Below are 19,647 nucleotides of genomic sequence, written 5' to 3'. Positions count from 1 at the left end.
CCCGCCACGGGACAAAATTAAACATTATCCCCCCGCGCGCGATAAATGTCGCGTGACGGTTCGTGCTCTCCTCCCGCCTGACCGGTTTTAATGATCAGACAATCAGTCTTCCTTTTCAAGCATCTCTTTAACAGCGGTAGCCAGCTGCTTCAGCGAGAACGGCTTCGGAAGGAACCCGAATTGAGCATCTTCAGGCAGATTCTTTGCAAAAGCATCTTCTGCATAGCCTGAAACGAAAATAAACTTAATATTTGGATATGATTTGCGCAACTCTCTTAACAGCGTTGGACCATCCATTTCCGGCATAACCACATCGGAAACGATAATATCGACCTTTCCGTCCAGTTCTTCGAGCACTTCCAGCGCTTCCACACCGGAAGAAGCCTCATGAACTGTATAGCCGCGGGTTTGCAGTGCACGCACGCCGCCCATACGCACAGCATCTTCATCCTCTACCAGCAACACGGTTGCGGAACCGGAGAGATCGGCCTGTTTTTCTGCTTTCTTTTCAACGGCAGCAGGCTTTTTAGCAACCACGATCTGCCCGTCTGCGTCCAGCACAACCGGTGCTTTTTCTTCAACGAAACGCGGCAGATAAATGCGGAATACAGTGCCCTTACCAAGGGTGGAATCGCAGAAAATGAAACCGCCGGTCTGTTTGATGATGCCATAGACCATCGACAAGCCGAGCCCTGTGCCTTTACCTACTTCTTTAGTCGTAAAGAACGGCTCAAAAATCTTGGCAAGAATATCTGACGGAATACCGGTGCCCGAATCTTCAACTTCGTAGAGCACATAGTCTGCTTCCGGCAATTCACGATAGCCCAATGCGGCAGCCTCAGAGGCCTCAACATTACGCGTGCGAACTGTAATCGTACCGCCATCAGGCATCGCATCGCGCGCATTGACCACGAGATTAACGGCCACCTGCTCAAACTGTCCGAGATCGGCTTTGACCGACCACAAATCACGGCCATGCTCGATTTTCAGCGCAATATCTGTGCCCACAAGGCGGGCAAGCAGCATACGCAGATCAGCCAGCACATCGGTGAGATCAAGCACCTCAGGGCGCAAAGTCTGACGACGCGAGAAAGCCAGCAACTGGCGCACAAGTGATGCGGCGCGGTTGGCGTTCTGCTTGATATTCATAATATCAGGGAAAGACGGATCAGACGCACGGTGATTGCTCAGCAGCAGATCCGAAGACATAATGATGGCCGTCAGCACGTTGTTAAAGTCATGGGCGATACCGCCTGCAAGCTGGCCGACAGCCTGCATTTTCTGGCTTTGCGCCATCTGGCCCTCAAGCGCCTTCTGCTCTGTGGTTTCCACCGCAGAAACAATGGCAGCCTCTTCTATCGCTTCGCCGCCGATATCGGATACCGGACTGACATAGAAACGGATATGACGTTCATCATTGCCTGGCAGAACTGTATCAATCGGCGTGATTGTCGCCTGCCCTGCAAAGGCTGAGGCTAGTGCGCGGGAAATCGTCTCACGGTCTCGCGGATGGACAACGCTTTCCAGCGAAATCTGTTTATCCGTCGCATCGCGGTCAACATCCGGACCAAAAATATCCAGAAAACGCGCATTGGTTGAAAGGATACGCCCGTTCACATCAACCGAGGCAATCGCCATTGGCGCGGAATTGAAGAAGCGTGTGAAGCGCACTTCAGCTGAACGCTGCGCGGCAGAGGAATCATTACCCTCGGCACGATTCAGCACGATGGTGCGGCTGGTGCCGCGCGAACCGTCACGTGGCTGCTGCACTCGGTGATAAAAGCGCACGGCAAGGCTCTGGCCGTTGCTTTTGGTCAGATCAAGGTCAATCACCGTATTACGGCTTGATCCCGGATCAGCACGCACAGCATTGATGAGCGACATGCCGTTACCGGCCACAATATCCTGCAAGGTCAGCGAACCGGCGGTGAATTTAGTGAGATCAATGCCCAACCATTCCGCCAGCGTTGCATTGATATAAATGATACGCCCCTGCGCATCAGCCGAGAAAAAGCCGGCCGGCGCATGATCCAAGTGATCAATAGCTTCCTGCAAATCCTGAAAAAACCGCTCCTGTTCGGCGCGCTCTTCAGAAATATCGGTAATCTGCCATGCAAACAAAGGCCCTGTGGTTTCACTCAGCGGATTGGTCTGCGGCGCAATCACCGGCCGTGCCTTCACGCGGTACCATGCAGCGGCTTCCATACCCTTGGCAGAAGCACCGGTGAGACGGATTTCTTCCTGAGCAGCCAGACCATCACGCACCGCATTATTCAGCCGGTACACGGCCTCAAGCGCCGAAGGTTCACCCGCCAGCACAGCATCAAGCGTTGGCAGTTCTGCCGCATTATCCGCGCCCATCATTTGCGCATAGGCCTGATTGGCATAGACAATGCGCCCTTTGGCATCGGTAATCACCGTACCTTCAGGCATGGAATCCAACAGCGTATCCGTCACGGCATCATGATCTTCGCGCGGGCTGAACTGGATTAGCCCTGTTGCCCATCCGATCAGACAAAAAACACCTGTTACCGACAACAGGCCGAGCAAAATCAGCAGAAAGGCATCGCCCAGCTGTTCACGGAAAACAAAATATAATCCCGCAACCGCAATCAATAAAATACCCAGCGTCAGTAACCTGAGTGCAGCGGGATTCTTTTTTGCAGAAGCGGTGGTTTTCGGATAAGAATTTGTCCGTGATGGCTGAGACATAAGCCCCAATATCCCTTTTCTTGCGCCGGTCTATCCGGCGGTTCAGCAGAGCCGCCGCTGATGCGTCGTCCGCAATGTGGGGCATCAGCTTATTTGAACAGGCAACAAAATCCGCCCCGGACAAATTTGATAAAGCAGCGCCTTATGAGGTTTTTCAGAATTATGCTTTAGAGTATTTCGCAGTCAAATGGAATTATCTCTGTGCAGTCATTATTGCCTGCACAGTCTTCACAAGCCATTAATTTCAGGCTGTTTTTGTGCGAACGCGCGCAATTTAAGCGCAATAAAACGCGTTTTTTACGCATTGTCGTCACAGGCATTTTCAAGCTGATAAATATGTTTTAAACTTTCATTCAGTTTAAAGATTTACTTTCAGAGTGATATGCGTTTTTACAAGCGCAAATTATGCCTCGATTTTACAGTATACTGGTCTCATGCGCCCGTTTGCGGCCTGAAAACCATGTTTAAAAACAAGCCGGTTATGCAATTTTCCTGATTATGCGTTTATGAAACGCACAGAAATTGCATGATTCTTATAAGGACGATTGAATATGATGGATTGGCTGAGCGGGCTGGTGGGTGAAAATGCAGCCCATATAATCAGCTTTATCGGGCTTTTTGTGCTCTTTTTGCTTGCGATCTTTGTTGTCTTTGCAGCGATCAAGCGCATGACTGCAGGCACCTATGTCAGCAAAAAACATGATGCGGCACCGCGTCTGACAGTGACCGATGCAGCGGCCGTCGACAGTCAGCGCCGCCTTGTTCTGGTGCGCCGTGACGATGTGGAACACCTGATCCTGATCGGCGGACCATCTGACATTGTTATCGAACAGAATATTATCCGTCATAAAAACAATCAGCCTGACTATGCTGCGCCCCGCCCACAGCGGAAGGAAGAACGCAGCCCTATCGCTCCGGTTGTACCTGCGCCTGCAGCCGCTGCGGCTATTGTGCAGCCGCCTGTGGCAGCCGCTGAACAGTCATTCAATCCTGACAATACGCTGCAGGCTGACATTATTTCTGCTGCTCCGGTCTATAAGCCGGAAACTGAAGCCATGCCTGTGCAGCCCCGTGCAGCTACGCCAGTGCAGGCGCCCGCTCAACCGACCGCTACCGCAGCAAGTCAGCCATTACAGACACATGCGCAGCAGGTTGCGGCTGCCCGCCAGCAACAGAGCCAGCAGCAAACACAGCGCCCCGCCCCGCGCCCTGCAGAAGCAGGAGTAGGTGCAGGAGCGCCTAAACTTCATCCGGTCTATCCGCTCGGCCAGGTATCTCGCGGCGTTATTGCTGCAACCTCCGGTCTGGCCGCTGCCAATAATGCAGCACAGCAGGAACTGATTGCCGCCGCAAAGCGCGACAATCGCAGCACATCACCGTCGCTTGATGATGTCCGCCCCGGCTCAACGCAGAGCTCAGGCCAAAACTCCGCTGAAACCAACCCACTGGTTCTGCAACGTGCAACACCGCAAATCGCACGCACCACCCAGCAGGAACCATCATTCAGCGTAGCTCCTGCTCAAACTGCAAAAGCTTCACCACAACCGGATTTTGAGCTTGATCTTGAAAATGCAGTTGCCGAGGCTCTGTCAGCTAAAGATACAGTGGTTGAAAGCGAAATTTCGTTCGAAGATCTGCTCTCCTCTGAAATGGAACAACATTTTTCAAACAATGAGAAGCCGGAGCAGCCAGAAACATCGCAAAAACCTCTGGGCGGCATGCTCGATATTTCCCCGCGAAAATAAGCTGAAAAGAATTTTCAAATAAAAAAACGCAGTGCCCTCCAGCACTGCGTTTTTTAATTTCTGTTATTTGCGCGATAGCACAAAGCCTTACGGTTTAGTCGTCGCGATAAACTTTTTCGCGGCGCTCATGACGTTCCTGTGCTTCGATCGACAAAGTAGCAATCGGACGAGCATCCAGACGCTTCAGGTTGATCGGATCACCGGTTTCTTCACAAAAACCATAAGTTCCCTCATCAATGCGAAGCAAAGCTGCATCAATTTTGGAAATAAGCTTGCGCTGACGGTCACGGGCACGAAGCTCAATAGACCGGTCAGTCTCTGAAGAGGCCCTGTCAGCCAGATCAGGATGATTAGCATTTTCGCGCTGCAATGCTTCCAGCGTTTCGCGTGCTTCACGCAAAATGTCATTCTTCCAAGCGACGAGCTTGGCACGGAAATATGACTTCTGCCGTTCATTCATGAACGGTTCGTCATCCGTGGGTTTGTAGTTAAGGTCGATTAATTCACTCATTTTGAATCACCCCACACCTAGGAGACGAAGCGCCTTATAGGTCTATAATCGGCGTGATACAACCTGAAAAACACAACAGCAAGTATTTTCAACTTCCACCTGAAAGTGACACGCCTCATACTAAAGTTACACAAAAAGCATTCGTGTAAATTTTAATGCTGGTTGCAAAATGATAACTCAAGTAAATTTAAAATACTTTAAAAAAATATTTGAGTTTAATAATGTATAAATTCAACAAAGGAAAAATTAACGATATAATTACTTAATTTTTTTCTCTGCACCTACGGGAATAACCCGCTAAAAGTGCACGGATATTTTTTTAAGTGATATATTTTCACTTAAATTTTACCCGATCTGTCATAAAAAAATCAGATACCATGAACGTCAGAAACTTAATTTTAACCATTGAAACAGGCATTTCAGCACTGCTTAACAGGCTATCTTTTCGGTGCAAAACCTGCAAGATACCGTCATGCGCACCATTTTGTTCCTTCGTCACGCCCAAGCCGTATTGCCCGACAGCACAGGCAAAGATTTTGACCGCAGCTTGAGCAAAGCCGGTCGTAGCGACGCCGAAAAACAGGCAGAACGCATTTTAAAAGCAGGAATAAAACCCGATTTTATTCTCTGCTCCCCTGCAAAGCGCACATTGCAAACGGCTGAGATTTTCAGCGCGGCGATCAACGGCGTCTTCCCTGAGGATACTATAGCGCCTCATGCAGCTGCATCCCTCTACAGAGCTGGCGCAACAGGCTATATCCATGAAATACGCACGCAAGTACCTGCAACAGCGCAATGTGCATTAATCGTCGGGCACAATCCGAGCATTGAAGATTGCACCTTGCTATTTGCACTAAGTAATAGCCAGTTTGCCCAGCGCGTCGGCTACGGTTTCCCGACAGCCGGTCTGGCACGCATTGAAACAGACGGACTGTTTTCAGAGTTCTCTCCGGAGAATGCACAGCTAACAGCACTTTATCTCCCTCATGAAGATTGAGACGTATCGTACTGATTATTTGTAATTTTTACACTTCACCATTTTCTCGCTCTGTAATTATTTGTTTTGCACCCTATATTCTGCCAAACGCGCTTATTAAATAAGACAAACGCATATCAACAGTCTTTACGGGGGCATCTTTGGCCAGACTGACCACTTTAACAGATGAAGCCAAAATTGCTTTTGACACGCTGATGGAGCGTACCGGCAGTCTGGTTACCCCTTCTCTGCGTCTGGGGGTCACCGGCTTATCCCGCGCCGGTAAAACCGTCTTCATCACCTCTCTGGTGCATAATCTGATACAGAGCGGACGCCTGCCGCTGTTTGATGCGCACGCGTCAGGCCGCATCGCCCGTGCCTATCTTCAGCCGCAGCCGGATGATGCCGTTCCGCGTTTTCAGTATGAAGACCATCTGGCCTCTCTCGTGCAGAACCGCATCTGGCCGGATTCCACGCGCGCTATTTCCGAATTGCGACTGACCATAGAATATCAGTCGGCCTCCTCATGGGGGCGCATGCTCTCTTCCGGCAAACTTTCCATTGATATTGTTGACTATCCCGGAGAATGGCTGCTCGACCTGCCACTGCTGGGAAAAACCTATGCAGAGTTCTCGCGCGATTCTTTTGCCCTCGCGAATGAAGCCGCGCATCTGGATTTTGCAGGAGAATGGCTGCGTGAAGCTGCAACGGCTGATGCACTGGCACCAGCGGATGAAATGACAACGCAGCGTCTGGCGCGCAGCTTCACCGATTATCTGCGCGCCGGTAAATCCGATGAACAGGCACTGTCCACTTTGCCGCCCGGTCGTTTTTTGATGCCGGGTGATCTGGAAGGCTCACCTGCCCTCACTTTTGCCCCTCTGCCAAACCTTCCAGACGGCAGTTTCAAAACCGGCTCGCTGGCCGCCATGATGGAGCGGCGTTACGAATCCTATAAAACCCATGTAGTAAAACCGTTTTTCCGCGAGCATATTGCCCGTCTCGACCGGCAAATCGTGCTGGTCGATGCAATGCAGGCGATTAATGCGGGTGGCGCTGCGGTGCGCGATCTGGAACGGGCACTGACCGAAATTCTCGCCTGCTTCCGCGCCGGACGCTCCAATATCCTGACCGGCTTGATTCAAAAACGCATTGGCCGTATTCTGATTGCCGCAACCAAAGCCGACCACCTGCATCATGAGAGCCACAACCGCCTTGAGGCCATAGTGCGCAGGCTCGTTGACCGTGCCGCCAGAAATGCGGATATATCCGGCGCTGAGATTGATGTCCTGGCAATGGCTGCGGTGCGCGCGACGCGCGAGGCAACAGTCAGCCAGAACGGCGATACATTGCCGGTCATTGTCGGCACGCCACTTAAAGGTGAAGTTATCGACGGCGAGACTTTTGACGGCGAAACGGAAACAGCTATTTTTCCCGGTGACTTACCTGAAAACACCGAGGCAATCTTTGACCAGCCCGAATTTTCACCACAGGATCGCGCCCGTCAAGCACCAATCCGCTTTGTGCGTTTTCGCCCGCCTTCCATCAAAACCGGACCGAATGGCATTCATCTGACACTTCCGCATATCCGCCTTGATCGCGCCATGCAGTTTCTGCTTGGCGACAAGTTAGCTTGAGGACACAGCATGTCGGAAAAACCGCGCAAACCCACGAGCTTTACTGTCCGGTCACCGGCTGATGAGATCGAGCCGCAAGCACCGCGCAAACCGGTGGCAATCCGCGACCTGTCCACGGTCACAGCAGAGGCAGTGGACATTTTTGAACAGGAAGCGCTGGATGCAGGTGCGCAGCTCACACCGCCGCCGGCAAGCCTCATCAAACGGCGTTTCACGCTGCGCAGTGTGTTTTTCTCGGCACTCGGCCTGTTAATCAGCTTTGCTATCGGCATCTGGACTGAAGATCTGATCCGCGCCATGTTCAACCGCGCCGACTGGCTCGGCTGGCTTGCCCTCGGCGTTGCAGCCATTGCCCTCGCCTCACTGATTGCACTTGTTGTGCGTGAAGGGCTGGCTCTGCGCCGCCTCTCTGCCGTGCAGGAGCTCCGTTTTGCTGCGGCTGAGGCAACTGAGCGCAACGATGCTGAAAAAGCGCGTAAAGTCACCGACAGATTACTGGAAATAACTACGGTTCTGCCACAGACAGCCCGCGGACGCACGGTGCTGGAAGCATTGCGCGGCGATATTATCGACGGACGCGATCTCATCCGTATCACTGAGCGCGAAATCCTGCATCCGCTGGATCGTGAGGCGCGCATGCTCATTCTCAACGCCGCAAAACGCGTATCCATTGTCACCGCTGTCAGCCCGCGCGCATTGGTGGATATTGCCTATGTGATATTCGAATCGTCGCGGCTGATCCGTCGCCTGTCCGAGCTCTATGGCTGCCGTCCGGGTTCATTGGGCTTTTTACGCCTTGTGCGCAGTGTCATCGCGCATCTGGCGGTAACCGGCACAATTGCGATGGGCGACAGCGTAGTGCAGCAACTGCTTGGCCACGGACTGGCATCCCGCTTGTCAGCAAAGCTCGGTGAAGGCGTTATAAATGGCATGATGACGGCACGAATTGGCATTTCCGCGATGGATATTGTGCGTCCGCTCCCCTTTGATGCGGAAAAACGCCCGAATATCAGTGATTTTGTCAGCGATATTGTCAAAGCCACAACACAGAAAAAACCGGTCTGAAACCGGTTTATCCCTCGTTTTAATTGTGTTAGAAACCAGCTATTAACCATTCCGGCCGATTATAGAGGCTGGTCTTGGTGTTTTGTTTGACAGCATTTCGCGCTCCCAAAGTGATGAAGCAGGTTACACAAATAACGGACTAAGCCGCCCTTAAATTTATCCGGAACAGAGCCCTGCTATGATCAAACGCGCAACTGCCGCCTGCCTTCTTCTGCTTGTTTCTGCAGCTAGCAATGCTTCTGCACAGGCATCGGATAAAGACGAGGCTTTTTTCCGCAATGTTGAAGGTCAGTGGACAGGCCCGGGTGAAGTGGTTGCCGGTAAATATAAAGGCACAAAATTTGTTTGCACGCTGGAGGGAACCACTCCGGATGCGGCTGTCGGCATGACACTGGACGGCACCTGCCGTGTTGGCGTGTTCTCACAGCCGATGAAAGCAACCGTTGTGCGTACCGGCAAGAGCTATAGCGGTACATTTAACGATGGTGCTGAAGGCAAGGGTCTGAATGTGACTTCCGGCTCTGTCAGTGGTAACCGCGTTGTGCTCTCTCTCAGCCGCAAGCAGCTCAATGGCGCTATGCTTGCCCGCGTTACCGATCAGAACACCATGAATGTCACCGTATCGGTGAAGGTAGAAGACACAATGGTACCGGTTGTCGGCATGAGCCTGAAACGCGTTGATGGCGGCGCAGTCAGCAGCATTGCGCGAAACTGAGTACATTCGGTTTCGCCGGAGCGCGGCGCATTTAGGTGCGCCTGCTCAACAATTTCATATGCAATAATTTAAGCAGAACACCCTTTTACAGGGCATTATCCTGCCACCAGCGATGGCCGTAGCTCAGGCGCTGAATTTCATTGCTATCGACTTTTTCTAGAAGATCCGAAACGATTTCTCCGCGAATTTTCAAATTCGGGGCAATCGTTGCCAGCGGCACAAGCACAAAAGCACGCTGCTCAATGCGCGGATGCGGTAAAGTCAGATCCGGCATTTCAAGAGCAAAAACACTCTCATAGGCCAGCATATCAATATCAATCGTGCGCGGCCCCCAGCGCTCGCTGCGCACGCGCTTTAACCGCCGCTCGATAGTCTGCGTCACATCCAGCAGCTCCGGCGGTGTCAGAATTGTCGAAATTTCTGCGCAGGCATTATAAAACCAGTCCTGATCGGTATTACCCCAGGGCGGCGTACGGAAAACCGGTGAAACAGTAATCACCCGCGCATCCTGCCGTTCATCCAGCAGTTGCAAAGCCTGTGCCATTGTCTGCACAACATTCCCGATATTACCGCCCAGACACAGCCAGGCTTTATGAACCTCGCGTGCTTTCATATATGCGGCCACCCGACCGTCACTTCAACATAATCCAGCACACCGGCAACCGGTGCATTCGGTTTACGAACGGTGATGTCAGCTTTCTGAATTTGCGGAAATGCTGCACAAAGCGCTTTGGCCACATCCAGCGCCAAAGCTTCAATCAGATAACGGCGTTTTCCCGTAATAATCTTCTCAATCATGGAGAAGACAATACCGTAATGCACTGTTTTATCAATATCATCATTTTCCAGCGAGTCACCCGGATCAACAGTGAGCACGGCATCCACATAGAAACGCTGGCCGAGCTTTTCTTCTTCTTCAAAAACGCCGTGATGCGCAAAAAACGCGCAATTCATCATACGGATCGTGTACAAAAAGCCCTCATATCTTTACTGCTATGCTATGAAACCAAGCTTCATAACAAAAATCCTCATTTATCCGCAGACAAGCCGCTGCGAACTATAGCGCAATTTCCGTAAACCGGTCATGCTTTTTTCTGAAGCGCACCGGGATTTAAAACCGCATCCGCCATTGCCAGCGCATCACGGTTAAGCGCAACATTATGAACCCTAAATATATCTGCACCGTTAAGGCGCAGCATAGCGCTGGTTGCAGCCGTAGCCGCATCTCTTTCCGCAGCAATTTCACGCCCTGTTACGGCTCCCGTAAAGCGCTTGCGGGATGTTCCCACAAGCCACGGCAGACCAAAATTCTGCAACTCGCCGAAACGCGCCATCAACTCCACATTTTGTTGCGTGTCTTTGGCAAAACCGAAGCCCGGATCAAGCATGATCTGCTGCGGATCAACACCTGCTGCAGCTGCAATCTCTAAAGAGCGTTGTAAAAAGACATGCTGATCTTCAATCACATCCGCAGCAACATCTCTGTCGCGTCCGGTATGCATGATGACCAGTCCCGCACCGGTTTTCGCAGCAAGATTGGCAATGTCCGGCTCTTTCTGCAATCCCCAGACATCGTTCACAATATGTGCGCCCGCCTCCACAGCCAGTTTTGCGGTCTGCGCACGATATGTATCAATAGAGATCAGGCAGCCGGTCTCCCGCGCCAGCGCTTCAATAACCGGCAACACACGATCCTGTTCCTGCTGAGCCGTGACCAGAGCCGCATCAGGGCGGGTCGACTCGCCCCCCACATCAATAATAACAGCACCTGCATCCAGCATAATGCGGGCAGAGCTGATTGCCGCATCAAGGGTCTGATGGCTGCCGCCGTCTGAAAAGGAATCCGGCGTGATATTGAGAATTCCCATAATCAGCGCCTGTGCGCCGGTTTCCAGCGTACGGCTATGCGCCAGCCGCCATTCTCTTTTCATAGGGGAACTCTTAAGCATATTCGGAATTAACCTTTTAAAATCACATTGTTTTCAAAAGCAGCTATAAGTTCTTTACACATTTCATAGACTGATAAAAGCTGACGACTACGGACAACACAACAAAGCAAAAAATAATTCTGCCGTAATTTGTGTTACAACCGGTAATTTCTGGGTGCTCATCAGATAAAAACCCACAATAAAGGAACAGACAATGTCCGGTAAAATTTTCTCACTCACCCTCACCGGTCTGGTTCTGTTATCCGGCACGCTTTCTTCCACAAGCGCCGATGCAGCTTCAGTGACCCGTAAATACCGTTATTTTCCGGTGTATGGCACAACTGCAGAACAACTGGATAAATCACTGGCCAAGAATGGTCCCAAACTGAAAGACGGCGGTTCAAGCCATCCGGGCGCAACAAAAATCGCCTTCGATGCCCGTGTTAAATACAGATCAGACGGTAAATATTGCCGCGTTTCTGATGTCACCGCCAATGTTCACGCCACGATCTCACTGCCAAGCTGGAAAAGCCGTCGTCGTGCGAGTGCTGATACAATCATGGTCTGGGATGTCTTGGTGAAAGACATTCGCCGCCACGAAGAAAGCCATATTATTATCGCCCGCTCCCATGCTTCCGAGCTTGAGCGTCAGATCCGCGCCATGCGCTATGAGCGCGACTGCGCCACGCTACGCGCCAATGTGGACAAAATTACCGACCGGATTTTTGCCTCCCACGACAAGGCACAGCAGCGTTTTGATCGTGTTGAAACCATCAATTTTGAGACGCGTTTTGAACGGCTGATTACAAACAGTCTGGAAAAACGCATGCGTCAGCAGAAAAAATCCTGACATTAAATATCAGATAAAGAAAAAGCCCTGAATCTCACGATGCAGGGCTTTTTTTATCTCAACTCACATTCAAGCACCGGAAGCGTAAAAAAGCGCCATTTGCAGACCGGCATGGCGCTTTTTGGGGGCACTTTTTAATTTACGCCGAGCTTCTTCTGCAAGCTCGTCGACGAAGTCGTGTACTGGAACACAACGCGTTCGCCCGGACTGATAATGCGCTTGGCAGCCTGTGTCATCAGTGCAGCTTCATGGAAGCCGGACAGGATGAGCTTCAACTTACCCGGATACCAGTTGATGTCACCGATGGCAAAAATGCCCGGCTCAGAGGTTTCAAACTTCTCTGTATCAACAGTGATCAGGTTTTCGTGCAGGTTCAGACCCCAGTCAGCAATCGGACCAAGTTTCATCGTCAGACCAAAGAATGGCAGCATACGTGTGGCAGGCAGAACGGTTTCGCCGTCCGCGCCTTTGATTTTCACGCCGTTAAGGTCGCCATTGTCGCCTTCAAGGCCGGTCACCTGACCAACTTCAAAGCGGATCTTGCCGGCATCAACCAGCTCAAACATCTTCTTCACGCTGTCCGGTGCCGCGCGGAATTCCGGACGACGGTGCACAACAGTCAGGCTTTTAACGATCGGCTGCAGGTTCAGCGCCCAGTCAAGCGCACTGTCGCCGCCGCCAACAATGACCAGATCCTGATCACGGAAAGCTTCAACACGGCGCACAGCATAGAAAACGCTCTTGCCTTCATAGGCCTCAATACCAGGCACTGGCGGACGCTTCGGCTGGAAAGAACCGCCACCGGCAGCAATCACCACAACCTTGGCTTCAAAAACTTCGCCTTCATCGGTTTCCACATGGAAAGAACCGTCTTCCAGACGTTCAAGCTTTGTCACCATACGGTTGAAATGGAACTGCGGCGAAAACGGCTTGATCTGCTCCATCAGCTTGTCGGTCAGCATCTGGCCTGAAATTTCCGGCCATGCCGGAATGTCATAAATCGGCTTTTCCGGATAAAGTTCAGCACACTGACCACCCGGACGGTCAAGAATATCAATCAGATGGCATTTAAGGTCATAAAGGCCCAGCTCAAACACAGCAAACAGCCCGACAGGACCGGCACCGATAATGACAACATCCGTGCGGATAACTTCGCTCATATCTTCAATCTCGCTGAATCATAACAGCTGCGCCAGCCATTACGATCTGTCACATTAATCTTATGCTCTGCCAGCTGTCACACAGAACATGCTCTGAAATTGCCGCCTTGGGAAGACAAAGGCAGCATAGGATATGCCGGAAACCGGCTGAGCCGCGTGCAAAAGACCTGAGAATTCAGGCAAAACAGCACGGGACAAAATTCAATACGAGTTCTATAGTCAAGTTTAATTCAAATGCCTATAGTTTTTGCAGTATCTGCCCTGAATAATACCTGTTCTTTTTACAGCGCACTTTTCCGCGCTTTTTAAATGCCCCACAAAATTCCTGAGATACAGACACAAAACTGTGTTTATGCGCCGCAATGCGGAAAGATATTGCGCGTCTGCGTGCAAATGAAAAAGCGGTCTGCTTTTCAGCAAACCGCCTCAACATTCATTTCGAACCATTAACAGCAGATCAGCCCTGACGTTCAGGCACCTGCACAACCAGACCGTCGAGTTCATCACGAACGATAATCTGGCAGGACAGACGGGAGTTTCCGCGCACATCATAGGCGAAATCCAGCATATCTTCTTCCATAGGTTCAGGGCCGCCAACAGCATCTGTCCAGTCTTCATCAACATAGACATGGCACGTTGCGCAAGCGCAGGCACCGCCGCATTCGGCATCAATACCGGGAATACCGTTACGAATAGCATTTTCCATAACTGTGGAACCGTTTTCGGCTTCAACCTCATTACGAACAGCACCGTCAGCGGAAACAAATGTGATCTTGGTCATAAACTCATCCCGATAAATGCCGCATAAATCACTCTGCACAGCACGAGACCGGCATTGATTATGCTGACAAGAGTATAAAGTGTTTTGTTGCTGGGCAGATACGTGCTGCGGCCAATGAGTTCAAGCCGTAAACACCTCAACCATACCCCTCTGCGTCAATTAGATCACCCTAGGATAAAAAATCCGGCATTTTCAGAAGCTATTTATGCATCTTCCGCAAGGATCGGTAAAAAAGCGGAAACATATAAATTTCTTGCCAGACTAAGGCAAAACGTGCCACAATTTCAGGCATATTTTATGCATATCTGATATACAATTAAAGATTTCCACAATTTGGTGAAACGTGAAAAAGCCCGCATTTGCTTAGTTTTTGTCATTCCGTCAAGCGTTGCGTTAACCTTATCTTTAAACATTTCATCAACCGCAATTTCCGTAGTTCCCATATGGCTCCGGAAGTTTTAACCTATAGACTGCGCAACATGTCTTTTGTCCGCCTTTTTAATAAAACGGCGGTGACTGCTAACATGGTTTTTTTGCGTGAATGTATGAGTACGGGGTAAAACGGCTATGGCACAAAATACAAAAGCGCAAAAGCTTGAGCTTGATATGGAAAAGGCCCTCTCAGACGGGCTGGATCTGGATTTCAGCGACGACTTTGAGCTGGATTTGAATTTTGACGCTCCTGAGGCAGAGTTTTCGCTGGATGATCTGGAGAGCCAGATTTCCCGCGCAGCAGAAGAGCTGGCACTGGAACAGAACGTTGCTGCACCAATCGCTGCTGCGGCAGGTGCTGCCGCTGTAACGGCTGCCGTTAAAGGTAAGGCTGAAACTCAGGCCTCCGAAAAGCCTGTCCAGCCGGAAAAAACAGCGCAGGACAAGCCAAAAGCCGACAAGACCACCCTGCCAGCCGCGCCGGTTACCCCAGCTGTGCCGCCTGTCGTTGCCGCCCCGGGCAATGTCACAATATTGCAGGCCGCTAACCAGCCGGACCATACAACCCCGATTACTGCTGGCCCGATTACTGCTTCTAAAGCTGAAAAAGAGACCGTTACCGCTTCGGTTCCGGACTTCAGTGATATTGATTTTCAGCCTGAAATTCCGTTTGCACAACCAGCAGCTCCTGCTGCCAGCCATACAGCAGCTCCTGCTGCTAACCACGCACCAGCTGCGGCAGGCGTATCCGCCTCTCCGTTCACACCGGCCAATGACGATCTGCGCAATGAAAACCTATTGCTGCGACGTACAAACGGCCGCTCATCGAGCGTATTCTGGACAACAACAGCCATCAGCGCTCTCTGGACTGCCGGTGGTCTTACCCTTGCGCATGCACTGAGCCCGCAGGGTCTTACTTCTTTCACAGCAATCAAAGATTTCTTCACCACCCCTGCTGGTATTGGTGTTGCGGCCGGTATTGCAGTGCCCGTTGTTATGTTCTGGGGCTTTGCCCAGATGGTGCGCCGTGCACAGGAACTGCAATCTGCTGCCCGCCAGATGACAGCCGCTGCCCTGCGCCTCGCTTCACCTGAAGCTGCAGCCGGTGACCGCGTTTCCACGCTTGGTCAGGCTGTGCGCCGTGAAGTTGCTGCGATGAATGAAGGTATCGAGCGCACGCTTGCCCGTGCGGTTGAGCTTGAAACACTTGTACAGACCGAAGTTCATCAGCTTGAACGCGCATACAGCGACAATGAAGTTCGCATCCGTGCACTAATTGCTGAGCTTGGCAATGAGCGCGAAGCCGTGATCAGCCATGCAGAACGCGTGCGTTCCTCAATCTCCGGTGCGCATGAACATCTTAAGAGTGAACTGTCTTCGGCCAGCGATATTATCCGCGATAATGTTCTCACCGTTTCAAGTGAGCTGACCTCTTCCCTGTCCCATGCAGGTGAGACAATGATCAGCCGCCTGAACGAGAGCGGCACAGCCATCTCCGAAGCGATTGATACCCGCAGCACCGATATTTCCACCCGCATCAGCTCGTCGGGCGGTGATTTCGTCAATATTCTTGATACCCGTATCGCCACACTTGAAGAGCGCTCAAAGGGTCTTACCGAGACACTAACTGAAGCACTGGATGCACGTACATCCAATATTGCTTCTCTGCTTGGTGATGCGACCATGAATATGGTCACCGAGTTTGATCAGCGTCTTGCAAACCTCAATTCAACACTGGCTGAGCGCGGTCACTCGCTTCTTACCGAGTTTGAAGGCCGTGCGCAGGCGATTGACAGCAGCACTGAAAAACTCAATGCCGCTCTGGAAGTGCGTTCGCGCCAGATCAATGAAAATCTGATCGCCCGTACCCGCGATATTGCTGAAACCTTCTCCGGTGTGCGTTCGTCTATCAGCTCTGTGGTTGATGAAACCAAAGAAAAACTCAATGGTGAACTGTCAGGCATTACAGATTCTGTTGCAGGTCTGCTCAATGACCGTGCCGGTCAGTTTATTGCGCAGATTGCCGACAGCCGTGAAACTCTGTCCTCAACTCTGAGCAATGAAGCAGACCGTATCGCAGCAGCCATGCAGCAGCATAGCCAGACAATTACAGAGCGTGGTGTTGATATTGAACGTGCGATTGCCGGTAATGCTTCGACCCTTGATCAGACAGCCAGCCAGCATGCCGCCATTCTGGAACAGCGCACCAATGATATGCGCGAAGCAATGGCAGCCCATAATGCCAGCCTGAATGAAATTTTCACCGAGCAGGAAGGTCGTTTTGAAGACCGTTCTTCCGCGCTCAAATCTTCGCTCAATCAGCAGCATTCTGACTATGCCCGCACATTGGATGAGCGTAATCAGCAGTTCTCTGACAGCTTGCAGCATAACAGTACTGCCGTCAGCTCCCTGCTGAATGAACATATCAGCACAGTTGGTGATCGTGCATCGCAGTTGCAGGCAGCAATGCTGAGCGGCACAGAAAGCCTTGATGCAAACCTGCGCCAGCACAGCGACACGCTGGTACAGCGTACCGTTGCCCTGCAGGATGCCGTTGCCAATGCAACCGGCGTATTGCAAAGCTCGTTTGAGAACCAGACCGGCATTATCGAAGAACGCACCTCCACAATGGAACGCGCTCTGAGCATCGGTGTGGACAATGTTCGCAAATCACTGGAGCAGAGCGCTGCTGTGGTTGCCGGTACACTGCGTGAAAAAATCACAGAAGCTGCAAGCTCCCTCACAGCGGAAGCGGCCAAGGCCGGCGATGCATTGCATGGCTTCGGTGAAGGCTTCAACGACCGTCTGATTGAAAATCTGGCCGGGACTGAAGCACGCCTCGGCGAACGCGCCAGCCAGATTGCTTCCGGTCTTGAAGCAATTGAAACCCGCCTCACCGGCGAACTCAGCGGTATTGAAACACGCATTGCCGAAACTGCATCGCGCACCAGCGATGTGCTTGGTTCGCATAGCGAAGCTTTCAGCGCCCGCGTTCTGGAAAACCTGTCCGGCACAGAAACACGCCTGACAGAACGTGCAGAAGCCATTGCTTCCGGCATCAGCGATGTCAGCAACCGCCTGACCGGCGAGCTCAGCGGCATTGAATCCCGCATTGCAGAAACCGCATCGCGTACAAGTGATGTGCTTGGTTCGCATAGCGAAGCCTTCAGTGCCCGCGTCCTTGAAAACCTGTCCGGCACAGAAGCACGTCTCACAGAGCGCGCCGATGCGATTGCGATGGGGCTTGGTGAAATCGGCTCGCGCATTACCGGTGAACTCGGTGTGATTGAAGCCCGCATTTCTGATGCAACACAGAATACATCCTCAACACTGGAAGAGCGTACCCGTGAACTGAACGCAGTTCTCGCAGCTCGTTCGCAGGAAATCACCCGTATTCTCGCAGACACAGCTGAGCCTCTGGTGCAGCGTCTTGCCGATAGCGGTCAGGGTCTTGCAAGCCAGCTGGAAGAAGCCACCCATGCGGCGACCGATCGTCTGCGCTCTGAAAATGCAGCACTGGTTAACGCATTGGCAAGCCGTACGGCTGAAACCATCTCTGCGGTTCAGGAAGCAAAATCCAACCTGTCTGACGGCGTGGGCGGCCTGATTGATCGTCTGGCAAATTCCAATGCGGAACTCGGCCAGCTGATCGACAAAGCCACACACAACCTCAACGACATTGATACGCGGCTGGTTGAAACCACATCGAACTTTGCTGAAAGCACCAATAAGGCTGCTCAGATCTTCTCCAGTTCAAGTGTGGTGATTGACAATAATATCGGTGCTCTGCGTTCGCTTTCCGGCAATACGCTGGAACAGATCGCGGATATCGCTAAACGCTTTGAAGATCACAGCGCAGTTCTGTCCCGCGCTTCCGATCTGATCGGCTCGGCACAGAATGGTCTGAATGATACTCTGTCCGACCGTCATGAAGCGCTGGAACGCCTGTCTTCCGGTCTGCTGGCCAAGTCTGAGAACATTGAGAAAGTGATGCAGGGTTTTGAAAACCTTATCACTTCCGCTCTGGAACGCACAGAAGGCCGCACACGCAACTCGACCGAACAGCTGCGCACTGCGATTTCCGAAGTTGTTGATCAGGCAACACAGAAATTTGCATCTGCAACCGATGAGATCCGTCGTTCCGCCGCAGAAATCCGTGGCGAACTGGATGCAACACGCGGCGAGCTGAAGCGTGGCGTATTGGATATGCCTGCTGAAGCCAAGGAATCCACCACTGCAATGCGCAAGGCGGTTTCCGAGCAGATCAATGCGCTGAAGGAACTGGCCTCTATCGTCAATAAATCCGGCCGTCTGGTCGATGTTGGTGACAGCCGCGCAGACCGTGCAGTTGCAAAACAGCCGGTAGCACAGGCCGCTGCCTATGTTGCCCAGACTGTGACCCAGACTGCGGCACCTGCTCCGCAGCCTGTACAACCGGCACAGAGCTTTACACAGAGCTACAACACGGCAACAACAACTGTCGCTGCTTCGCAGCCTCAGGAAGCGGCCCGTGGCGGCTGGGTATCCAATCTTCTGGCACGCGCCTCTGCGGATGAAGAAGAAAACGCGCCAGCACCGCGCAACCAGAACAATGTGACACCGCAGCGCTCTGCCGCCCATGTGGTGGACAGCCTCAATTCTCTGTCGGTTGATATTGCCCGTGCGATTGATCATGAAGCATCAGTCGAGCTTTGGGATCGCTACCGCCGTGGTGAGCGCAATGTATTTACCCGCCGCCTCTATACGCTGAAAGGTCAGCAGACCTTTGAGGAAATCAAACGCAAATACCAGATGGACGGTGATTTCCGCCGTGCGGTAGACCGCTACATGGATGATTTCCAGCGCCTGCTTGAAGATGTTGCCCGTAATGATCGTGATAATATGGTCACTCAGACCTACCTCACATCCGATACCGGCAAGGTCTACACAATGCTGGCACATGCCTCGGGTCGTTTGCGGTAAATCAGAGTGAAGTTTAAAAAGGCGGGATTTTCCCGCCTTTTTTATTATTTGAACGCAGCGCTGACAAAGCGTCTCAGCCTCATAAAATTTGCATTAAGTTCTTGCCATCCGGCGCATATCGGCTTTTATAGTGACCTCTACAGAATAGGCCGCACAGAGCAGTTTTTCCTGCT

Annotated in this window: 15 protein-coding genes; 7 read left to right on the top strand and 8 right to left on the bottom strand. The window is 51.8% G+C overall.

The features are described 5' to 3' along the window. Nucleotides 1-102: 102 nt before the first annotated feature. Entirely contained in the window at nucleotides 103-2,712 is a 2,610-nt protein-coding gene (gene cckA / locus P8H26_RS01615) for a cell cycle histidine kinase CckA (RefSeq protein WP_289631102.1), read from the bottom strand. A 551-nt stretch (nucleotides 2,713-3,263) separates the two neighbouring features. On the opposite strand from cckA, the gene P8H26_RS01610 reads away from it, so the two are divergent. After that, nucleotides 3,264-4,457, top strand: a complete 1,194-nt coding sequence (locus tag P8H26_RS01610) for a flagellar biosynthetic protein FliO (RefSeq protein WP_289631101.1) — start codon at nucleotides 3,264-3,266, stop codon at nucleotides 4,455-4,457. A 94-nt stretch (nucleotides 4,458-4,551) separates the two neighbouring features. On the opposite strand, the gene dksA is transcribed toward P8H26_RS01610, so the two are convergent. After that, nucleotides 4,552-4,968, bottom strand: coding sequence for an RNA polymerase-binding protein DksA (gene dksA / locus P8H26_RS01605; protein ID WP_289631100.1), 417 nt, complete (start codon nucleotides 4,966-4,968; stop codon nucleotides 4,552-4,554). A gap of 472 nt (nucleotides 4,969-5,440) precedes the next feature. Here dksA and P8H26_RS01600 point away from each other — a divergent pair, with 472 nt between their 5' ends. The 4 genes from P8H26_RS01600 to P8H26_RS01585 all read left to right on the top strand — a co-directional run bounded on the left by P8H26_RS01600 (nucleotide 5,441) and on the right by P8H26_RS01585 (nucleotide 9,361). Continuing rightward, nucleotides 5,441-5,965, top strand: a complete 525-nt coding sequence (locus P8H26_RS01600; protein ID WP_289631099.1) for a histidine phosphatase family protein — start codon at nucleotides 5,441-5,443, stop codon at nucleotides 5,963-5,965. A 140-nt stretch (nucleotides 5,966-6,105) separates the two neighbouring features. Continuing rightward, complete coding sequence (locus tag P8H26_RS01595) at nucleotides 6,106-7,581, top strand: YcjX family protein (RefSeq protein ID WP_289631098.1); 1,476 nt, start codon at nucleotides 6,106-6,108, stop codon at nucleotides 7,579-7,581. A 9-nt stretch (nucleotides 7,582-7,590) separates the two neighbouring features. Continuing rightward, nucleotides 7,591-8,646, top strand: coding sequence for a YcjF family protein (locus P8H26_RS01590; RefSeq protein ID WP_289631097.1), 1,056 nt, complete (start codon nucleotides 7,591-7,593; stop codon nucleotides 8,644-8,646). A 181-nt stretch (nucleotides 8,647-8,827) separates the two neighbouring features. Further along, on the top strand, nucleotides 8,828-9,361 hold the full coding sequence (locus P8H26_RS01585) for a hypothetical protein (protein WP_289631232.1): 534 nt from the start codon (nucleotides 8,828-8,830) through the stop codon (nucleotides 9,359-9,361). A gap of 85 nt (nucleotides 9,362-9,446) precedes the next feature. On the opposite strand, the gene folK is transcribed toward P8H26_RS01585, so the two are convergent. The 3 genes from folK to folP all read right to left on the bottom strand — a co-directional run bounded on the left by folK (nucleotide 9,447) and on the right by folP (nucleotide 11,292). Next, nucleotides 9,447-9,974, bottom strand: a complete 528-nt coding sequence (gene folK / locus P8H26_RS01580; RefSeq protein WP_289631096.1) for a 2-amino-4-hydroxy-6-hydroxymethyldihydropteridine diphosphokinase — start codon at nucleotides 9,972-9,974, stop codon at nucleotides 9,447-9,449. Further along, a complete protein-coding gene (folB, locus tag P8H26_RS01575) occupies nucleotides 9,971-10,333 on the bottom strand; it encodes a dihydroneopterin aldolase (protein ID WP_289631095.1) in 363 nt (120 codons plus the stop codon). Before folB ends, folK begins: the two co-directional genes overlap by 4 nt. 110 nt (nucleotides 10,334-10,443) lie before the next feature. Beyond that, entirely contained in the window at nucleotides 10,444-11,292 is an 849-nt protein-coding gene (gene folP, locus P8H26_RS01570; protein ID WP_289631094.1) for a dihydropteroate synthase, read from the bottom strand. Between the two features lie 211 nt (nucleotides 11,293-11,503). Here folP and P8H26_RS01565 point away from each other — a divergent pair, with 211 nt between their 5' ends. After that, nucleotides 11,504-12,139 (top strand): DUF922 domain-containing Zn-dependent protease, encoded by a 636-nt coding sequence (locus tag P8H26_RS01565; RefSeq protein WP_289631093.1) that lies wholly within the window; start codon nucleotides 11,504-11,506, stop codon nucleotides 12,137-12,139. Between the two features lie 134 nt (nucleotides 12,140-12,273). Here P8H26_RS01565 and P8H26_RS01560 read toward each other — a convergent pair whose 3' ends face one another. From P8H26_RS01560 to P8H26_RS01550, 3 genes are all read right to left on the bottom strand, one after another. Further along, complete coding sequence (locus tag P8H26_RS01560; protein ID WP_289631092.1) at nucleotides 12,274-13,299, bottom strand: NAD(P)/FAD-dependent oxidoreductase; 1,026 nt, start codon at nucleotides 13,297-13,299, stop codon at nucleotides 12,274-12,276. 457 nt (nucleotides 13,300-13,756) lie between these two features. Next, nucleotides 13,757-14,080: a 2Fe-2S iron-sulfur cluster-binding protein gene (locus tag P8H26_RS01555; protein WP_289631091.1), complete on the bottom strand. Its 324-nt coding sequence runs from the start codon at nucleotides 14,078-14,080 to the stop codon at nucleotides 13,757-13,759. A gap of 284 nt (nucleotides 14,081-14,364) precedes the next feature. After that, the gene (locus P8H26_RS01550) at nucleotides 14,365-14,523 is read right to left on the bottom strand and encodes a hypothetical protein (protein WP_289631090.1); all 159 of its coding nucleotides are present in this window, start codon (nucleotides 14,521-14,523) and stop codon (nucleotides 14,365-14,367) included. Nucleotides 14,524-14,647: 124 nt separating this feature from the next. On the opposite strand from P8H26_RS01550, the gene P8H26_RS01545 reads away from it, so the two are divergent. Continuing rightward, entirely contained in the window at nucleotides 14,648-19,474 is a 4,827-nt protein-coding gene (locus tag P8H26_RS01545) for a kinesin (protein WP_289631089.1), read from the top strand. Nucleotides 19,475-19,647: the final 173 nt, after the last annotated feature.

It is taken from the genome of Pseudochrobactrum sp. sp1633 (genome assembly GCF_030376605.1).
GTDB lineage: Bacteria > Pseudomonadota > Alphaproteobacteria > Rhizobiales > Rhizobiaceae > Pseudochrobactrum.
The sequence above is the reverse complement of the archived record's forward strand: the minus strand, read 5'-3'. Positions and strand labels throughout refer to the sequence as shown.